Below are 6,621 nucleotides of genomic sequence, written 5' to 3' on the forward strand. Positions count from 1 at the left end.
ATAGCGCCACTACACCCCCCCACCCTGGACCAGTTGTCCCCCGTGTCGGCCCCCCCCCCCCCCCCCCCCCCCCCCGGCCCTTTACCGCGTCCGCTCAGTTCCCGGCGGAGTTCACGCACCACTCCAGGACCGCCATGGCGGCCGTCATCTTGTGGTGCGCCTGCCGCCAGGCGATGCTGCGCGGCCCGTCCAGCACCTCGTCGGTGACCTCCTGGCCGCGCACGGCGGGCAGGTCGTGCAGGAACACGGTGTCCGGGCCGCCGAACCGGTCGAGGAAGGCGTCGTCGATCCGGAAGCCCTCGAAGTCCTTCAGCCAGTCGGGGTTCGCCTTGGCGACGCCCATCGTCTGCCAGCGGCTGGTGTACACCGCGTCGGCCGTCCCCTTCACCTCGTCCAGGCTGGTGACCTGGGTGACCGCCGCCTTGCCGCCGGCCAGCTCGTCGGCGAGGTCCAGCTTGTCCTTGGGCACCTCGTAGCCGCTCGGGCACAGCAGCGTCAGCCGCAGTCCGGGGGTCAGGGCGGTGGCCAGCGCGAGCGCGGCGCCGGAACTGTTGCCCTCGCCGACGGCGAGCAGGTGCAGCCCGTCCAGCGAGCCGAACCGCTCGGTGAGCGTGGTCAGGTCCGCGATCGCCTGGGTGGGGTGCTCGTCCAGGCTCAGCGCGTTGACGACGGCCAGGTCCGCGCTGCTGCCGAGTCGCCGGATCTCCTCGACGTCCCCGTTGGTGCGCACCACCAGCGCGTCCAGGTACTGGCCGAGCACCCGCGAGGTGTCCTCGACGGTCTCACCGGTGGTCAGCTGGAGCTCGTCGGGGCCGAAGGTGACGACATCGGCGCCCAGCCGGGTCGCGCCGCTCCAGAACGACGTACGGGTACGGGTCGAGGACTTGCGGAAGTAGATGCCCACCTGCTTGCCGTCGAGCGACCTGCGGTCGACGCCCTCGCGGCCGAAGGACACGGCACGCCGCACGATCCGGTCCAGCTCGGCGGGGGTCAGGTCGGCGAGGGAGATGAGGTTGCGCATGGCTGAAGTGCCTCTCGTGAAGGGGTGATCGGTCGCGGATGAACGGGAGGAGCGGGGACGGGCGGGGGAGGGGACGGGTGGTGCGCGAGCGGTGGGGTCAGTCGGTGGCGCCGACCAGGTCGGCGGCGGGATGACGCATCGTCATCAGCTCGCGGACCAGGTTCAGCACGGTGAAGCCCATGGGGCCGCCCGGCTCGGCCGGGTGCTGGCGGATCAGGCCCCGCAGCAGCAGCCCGTGCACCTCGCGGGCGGTCTCGGCCAGCGGCCTGCCGTCGGCGCGGGCGGCGGCGTCCACCGTCCACGGCTCCGGCAGGGCCGCCAGCGTGGTGAGCAGGCCGGCCGCCCGGTCGTCCAGGCCGGCCAGCGCGTCGCCCAGCTGCTCGCTGAGCGCGCCGCCCGGCTCCGCCGCCGGTGTGACGTCGTCGACCAGCAGCAGCGGGGTCGAGCGGGCGATCTCCAGCAGCTGGTCCGGCGAGTACAGCAGCAGCCAGGAGGCGGCCGCCTCCAGGGCCCGCGGGATGCCGTCCACACGGTGGCAGATATGGGCGACGGCGGTCGTCACCGCGTCGGTGGGCAGCAGGTCGGGACGCATGTGGCTGACGTGCGAGAGCATCAGCTCGACGGCGGGCCGGCCCGCGATCAGCGAGTCGCCCGGCAACGGGGACGCGTCCGCGTCCGGGGCCGAGGCCGGCAGCGGGGCCAGCGGCAGCAGCCGTCCCGCCGGGGGCCGGGTCACCCGCCGCGAGGTGACGATGGTCTTCAGCCGCTCGCAGGCCCGCAGCAGGTTGAGCAGCACCGGCACCGCGGGCGCCGGGTCGTCGAGGCCGTCGAGCACGATCAGGGTCGGCTTGGACCCGATGACCGAGGTCAGCTCCTCGAAATGCGCACCGTCGCGGATCAGCGAGCGGACCCACTCCACCAGCGGCGTCCGCGAACCCGGCGCCGGGCCCGCGTCCGGGCCGCGGTCCATGGGCACCCACAGCACCGGTATCCGGTCACGGGCGTGCAGCACCAGCGCGGCCTCCTGGGCCAGCCGGGACTTGCCCACTCCGGGCAGCCCCACCAAGGTCAGCAGCCGGTCGTGCCGGTGGTCCAGCCGCTCCGTCAGCGCCTCCAGCTCGGCGCGCCGGCCGATCAGCGGGCGCAACGGGGCGGGCGGACCGGCCAGTTCGGCACTGTAGAAGGACTCCAGGACCCGGCCCGCCGCATGCGTGTCGGCGGCCAGCTCCAGCTCCACCCGCCGGACGTCGCTCATGCGCATCGCGTCGGCGAGCAGCTTGAGGGTCTCCCTGCGCGGGTTGCGCACCCGCCCCTGCTCCAGGTCCCGGATGGCGCGCACGCTCACCGTGGCGAGACCGGCCAGCTGGTCCTGGGTGAGCCCGGCACGCCGCCGTGCGTTCTGCAGCAGCACATCGAGACCGGGCGCGGACTCGGATTTCATCGGTGTCTCCTTCATCCTCGGAAAACGTGGCCGAATGCCAGGTAGGCGACCCGAGCCGACGAGGTGCCTGCCAACGAGGAAGAGACTGATCGACCCGCTTCCCGTACGGTTCCCGCCACGGTCCCACTGCGTTCCGTATGGGTTACGCTGCTCTGCGGCGCGAAGCGGACAGCTTTAGGGGAGCGGCGATTTAGGGGGGCTGTCGGTGACGGCGGCGTCAGGGGAACGGCTTCGGTTCAATATCCTCGGCCCGATGGAAGCGTGGGCCGACGGCGTCCGGCTGAAACTCGGCGGCGTCATCCAGGAACGTGTTCTGGCCACCATGCTGCTGGAACCGGGGAAGGTGCTCCCGGTGTCCCGGCTGGTCGAGGCAGCCTGGGACGAGGAGCCGCCGGCGACGGCGTCCCACCAGGTCCGCAAGGCAGTCGCCGACCTGCGAAGACGGATACCGGGCGGCGCCGAGACGCTGCTCACGGTGGGGCCCGGCTACCGGGCCGTGATCGACGCGACCCAGTGCGACCTGTCCGAGTTCGGCACCCTGGTGCGCACGGCGAAGTCCGCCGTGGCCGAGGAGCGGCTCGCCGAGGCGGTCCAGGTACTGCGCAGCGCCCTGGCACTGTGGCGGGGCCCGGTGCTGTCCGGGGTCGGCGGACCCGTCGTGGAGGCGGCCGCCACCACCATAGAGGAACGCCGGCTGGCCGTGTGGGAGGAGCAGATCGCCCTGCGGCTCGCCCTCGGCGAAGCCGGTGAACTCGTCGCGGATCTGCGGGAACTGGTCGCCGAGCACCCGCTGCGCGAGACCCTGCGCGGCCATCTGATGCTCGCCCTGTACCGCTCCGGCCGGCAGGCCGAGGCCCTGGAGGAGTACGGCAAGGTCCGCGAACTGCTCGTCGAGGAACTCGGCGTCGACCCCGGCCCGCACCTGACCAAGCTGTACGAGGGGATCCTGCGCGAGAGCCCCGAGCTGGCCGGCGCCGCGCCCGCCGCCCCCTTACCGCTCGCCGCCGAGGCTCCCTGCACCCTGCCGTACGACCTCTCCGACTTCACCGGCCGCGAGACCGAGCTGGCCGAACTGCTGCGCCGCGCCCAGCGGGGGAGCGAGCAGGGGCCGAGGATCGTGGCCCTGGACGGCATGGGCGGCAGCGGCAAGACCTCCCTCGCGGTGCGCGCCGCCTACCAGCTCGCCGCCGACTACCCCGACGGCCAGCTCCACATCGACCTGCGCGGCTACACCCCCGGCGACCAGCCGGTGACCGCCGGCGCCGCGCTCGACAGCCTGCTGCGGGCGCTCGGCGTGCCCGGCGACCGCATACCCGACGACACCGCGGGCCGCACCGCCCTGTGGCGGTCCACGCTCGGCGGCAAGCGGGTGCTGATCCTGCTGGACAACGCGGCCGAGGCCTCCGACATCGAACCGCTGCTGCCCACCGCCCCCGGCTGCCTGCTGCTGGTCACCAGCCGCGGCCGCCTCGTGGACCTCGACGGCGCGCAGTGGATCTCCCTCGGCGTGATGTCCCCGCGCGAGAGCGCCGCCCTGGTCGCCGAGACCCTCGGCGCCGAACGCGTCGCCGCCGAGCCCGACGCCGCCCTCGACCTGGCCCGGCTCTGCGGCCACCTCCCGCTCGCCCTGCGCATCGCCACCGCCCGGCTGCGCAACCGGCCCCGCTGGACCCTGCGTTACCTGGTCGAGCGGTTGCAGGACGAGACCCGCAGGCTCGACGAGCTGAGCTCCGGCGCCCGCAGCGTCTCGGCCACCCTGCGGCTGTCGTACCAGGCCCTGGACAAGGAGAGCCGCGTCGCCTTCCGGATCCTCTCCCTGCATCCGGGCGGCGACATCAACGTGCACGCCGCGGCCGCGCTGCTCGACCGGGACATCCGGGACGCCGAGGACCTGCTGGAACGGCTGCTGGACGTGCATCTGGTGCAGCAGCCGGAGATCGGGCTGTACTCCTTCCACGATCTGGTGCGCAGCTTCGCCCAGAGCCTCTTCGAGGCCGCCGACCAGGGCGGCGACGAGGCGGCCGACGCCGTGGAACGCCTGCTCTGCTACTACCTCACCGCGACCGAGCTGGCCTGCGACGTGCTCTACCCCGGCCGCCGCCACCGCCCCACCGGCATCGGGAAGTCCACGGCCGAGATGCCCCCGCTCGGTGACGCCGAGCGGGCCAGGACCTGGTTCGACCGGGAACAGGACACCCTGCTCGCCGCGGTCGCCCTGGCCGAACGGCGGAGCCTGGACCGGTACGTCGTCTGCCTGAGCCGCAACCTCGTCTTCCAGCTCAACGCGCGCGGTCAGATGGAGGAGTTCGGGGAACTGGGCCGGGCCTCGGTCGGGGCCGCGAAACGCCTCGGCGATCTCGCCCTGCTGGGCATGAGCCTGTCCAACCTGGGGGTCGCGTGCTGGCGGCTCGGCCGGTTCGAGGAGGGACTGGAGGCCGCGCGGGAGGGCCGGGACGTGGCCGCACAGCTCGGCGACCGGCACACCGAGGCGCACAGCGAGGGCACCCTCGGCCAGTTCAACAGCCTGCTCGGCAACTTCCCCGAGGCGCTCACGCACCTGGAGCGGGCCACCGCCTACGAGCGGGAACTGGGCAGCCCCCGCGCCGAGGCCGACAGCCTCACCATGCTCAGCACGCTGTACGAGCAGTGGGGGCGCTACGAGGAGGCCAAGGCCGCCGCGCTGCGCGCGATCGAACTCCAGGCCGGGCTCGGCCGGTTCGAGAACCAGTTCAGCGCCTTCACCGACCTGGCCTTCGCCCAGGCCGGCCTCGGGGACTACGCCGAGGCCGCCCGCAGCCTGGACCGGGCCCGCGCCCTCGTCGTCGACGGCGCTGATCCGGGGAACGTGGCCCTGACCCTGGCCCTGTCGGCCGACGTCGACCAGCATCTGGGCCGGCCCGTGCGCACCCCCGACCTGGCCGAGCAGGCCCTCGAACTGGTGGCGTCCAGCGCCTCGCCGCTGCGCCGGGCCAAGGTGGAGAACATCGTGGGCCGGCTGCGCGGGCGGCAGGGGGAACGGCGAGTCGCCCGCGAACTGCACGCCGGTGCACGCGAGTTGGCTGCCGCGGTGAGCTATCGCATCGAGGAGGCGTACGCGCTGGCGGGGCTCGCGGACGCCGAGGAGGACGCCGGGGCCGCCGCCCGGCACCGGGCCGCGGCGGAGGAACTGTTCGCGCGCATGGGGGTCGCGCCGGACCGACGGCGCCGCTGAGCTTCCCCCGCGCGTCGCAAAGCCCCGGAAGCGGAGAGCCCGGAAGCAGAGCCCCCGGACAGCGCGGTGCCCCGCCCGGAGGTCCGGACGGGGCACGGTCGCGAGGCGCAGAGCCCAGGGGGCGTCGGCTCAGTGGGCCGCGACGACGGTGGGGTTCTGGTTGCCGGCCGGGACGACGGTCGGGTTCTGGTTGTCGGCCTGGACCGTGGTGACGCCGGTCGGGTTCTGGTTGTCCGCCCGGAACGCGCCGGCCCCGACGGTGCGAGCCCCGAGGCCGAGGATCAGCAGAGCGGCGATCAGAGCGATGAACCCGGCAACCTTGCGTCCCATTGTCTGCCCCTTGGTGGTGTCTGAGCGGTTCGCGGTGTTTTCCGCTTCCTGACACCACCGACTTTCCTGGGGGCCGTTCCTGCTGGGTTCCTGCCGCGTTACCGCGCCGCAGGAACGCGCGAGCGAGCCCCCCCGGCCCTGCCGGGGGGCGGCTTCGGCCAGCGGTTACTCACTCAGGCTGCATGCCACCACCCGAGGCCCCGCGGAGGTCAGCACGACCTGGGTGCGGGCCGGACCCGTCTCGTGGCCGGCCAGGTCGAGCAGGGAGCGCACCAGCGAGCGCATGACCGCCCGCTCGCCCTCGCCCGAGGGCGGCGGGGCGATCCGGGCCACGTTGTGCATCCCGTTGACCGTCTCCGTCTCGACGCTGAACCGGGGGCCGTCGACGGCGCCCCGGTCGACGTACGGCGGCCCCTCGCCATGGGCGGCCACCCGCTTCGCCCAGCGCTCCACACCGGAGAGGTCCCGGAGCGCGTGGGCCAGGTCCGTCCTGTCGGGCGATCGGTCCCGCGGTTCTTCCACGGCAGTACTCCTTCAGCGGGTTGTGCAGAAAACGACAGAGGGACCGTCACCCGGACCGCTCCTGTTCCGTTCCCGTCACGACCCCGTCCAGACGTT

5 protein-coding genes are annotated in these 6,621 nt (G+C 73.4%); 1 reads left to right on the forward strand and 4 read right to left on the reverse strand.

What is annotated here, in order from left to right; genetic code table 11:
- Nucleotides 1-94: 94 nt before the first annotated feature.
- Both AC069R_RS28770 and AC069R_RS28775 read right to left on the reverse strand, forming a co-directional pair.
- On the reverse strand, nt 95-1,021 hold the full coding sequence (locus AC069R_RS28770; protein WP_478769689.1) for an ornithine carbamoyltransferase: 927 nt from the start codon (nt 1,019-1,021) through the stop codon (nt 95-97).
- Between the two features lie 97 nt (nt 1,022-1,118).
- The gene (locus tag AC069R_RS28775; RefSeq protein WP_478769690.1) at nt 1,119-2,462 is read right to left on the reverse strand and encodes a helix-turn-helix domain-containing protein; all 1,344 of its coding nucleotides are present in this window, start codon (nt 2,460-2,462) and stop codon (nt 1,119-1,121) included.
- Between the two features lie 253 nt (nt 2,463-2,715).
- On the opposite strand from AC069R_RS28775, the gene AC069R_RS28780 reads away from it, so the two are divergent.
- Complete coding sequence (locus tag AC069R_RS28780) at nt 2,716-5,673, forward strand: AfsR/SARP family transcriptional regulator (RefSeq protein WP_478769691.1); 2,958 nt, start codon at nt 2,716-2,718, stop codon at nt 5,671-5,673.
- A 129-nt stretch (nt 5,674-5,802) separates the two neighbouring features.
- On the opposite strand, the gene AC069R_RS28785 is transcribed toward AC069R_RS28780, so the two are convergent.
- Both AC069R_RS28785 and AC069R_RS28790 read right to left on the reverse strand, forming a co-directional pair.
- Nucleotides 5,803-6,003: a hypothetical protein gene (locus tag AC069R_RS28785; protein ID WP_478769692.1), complete on the reverse strand. Its 201-nt coding sequence runs from the start codon at nt 6,001-6,003 to the stop codon at nt 5,803-5,805.
- A gap of 165 nt (nt 6,004-6,168) precedes the next feature.
- The gene (locus AC069R_RS28790) at nt 6,169-6,525 is read right to left on the reverse strand and encodes a hypothetical protein (protein ID WP_478769693.1); all 357 of its coding nucleotides are present in this window, start codon (nt 6,523-6,525) and stop codon (nt 6,169-6,171) included.
- Between the last annotated feature and the right edge of the window lie 96 nt (nt 6,526-6,621).

The organism is Streptomyces sp. NPDC043952, from assembly GCF_056435325.1.

What these genes read in the sequence shown, in the direction of transcription:
- AC069R_RS28780 (WP_478769691.1), top strand. Translation starts at nt 2,716, where the DNA reads ATGGAAGCGTGGGCCGACGGCGTCCGGCTGAAACTCGGCGGCGTCATC.
- AC069R_RS28770 (WP_478769689.1), bottom strand. Translation starts at nt 1,021, where the DNA reads ATGCGCAACCTCATCTCCCTCGCCGACCTGACCCCCGCCGAGCTGGAC.
- AC069R_RS28775 (WP_478769690.1), bottom strand. Translation starts at nt 2,462, where the DNA reads ATGAAATCCGAGTCCGCGCCCGGTCTCGATGTGCTGCTGCAGAACGCA.
- AC069R_RS28785 (WP_478769692.1), bottom strand. Translation starts at nt 6,003, where the DNA reads ATGGGACGCAAGGTTGCCGGGTTCATCGCTCTGATCGCCGCTCTGCTG.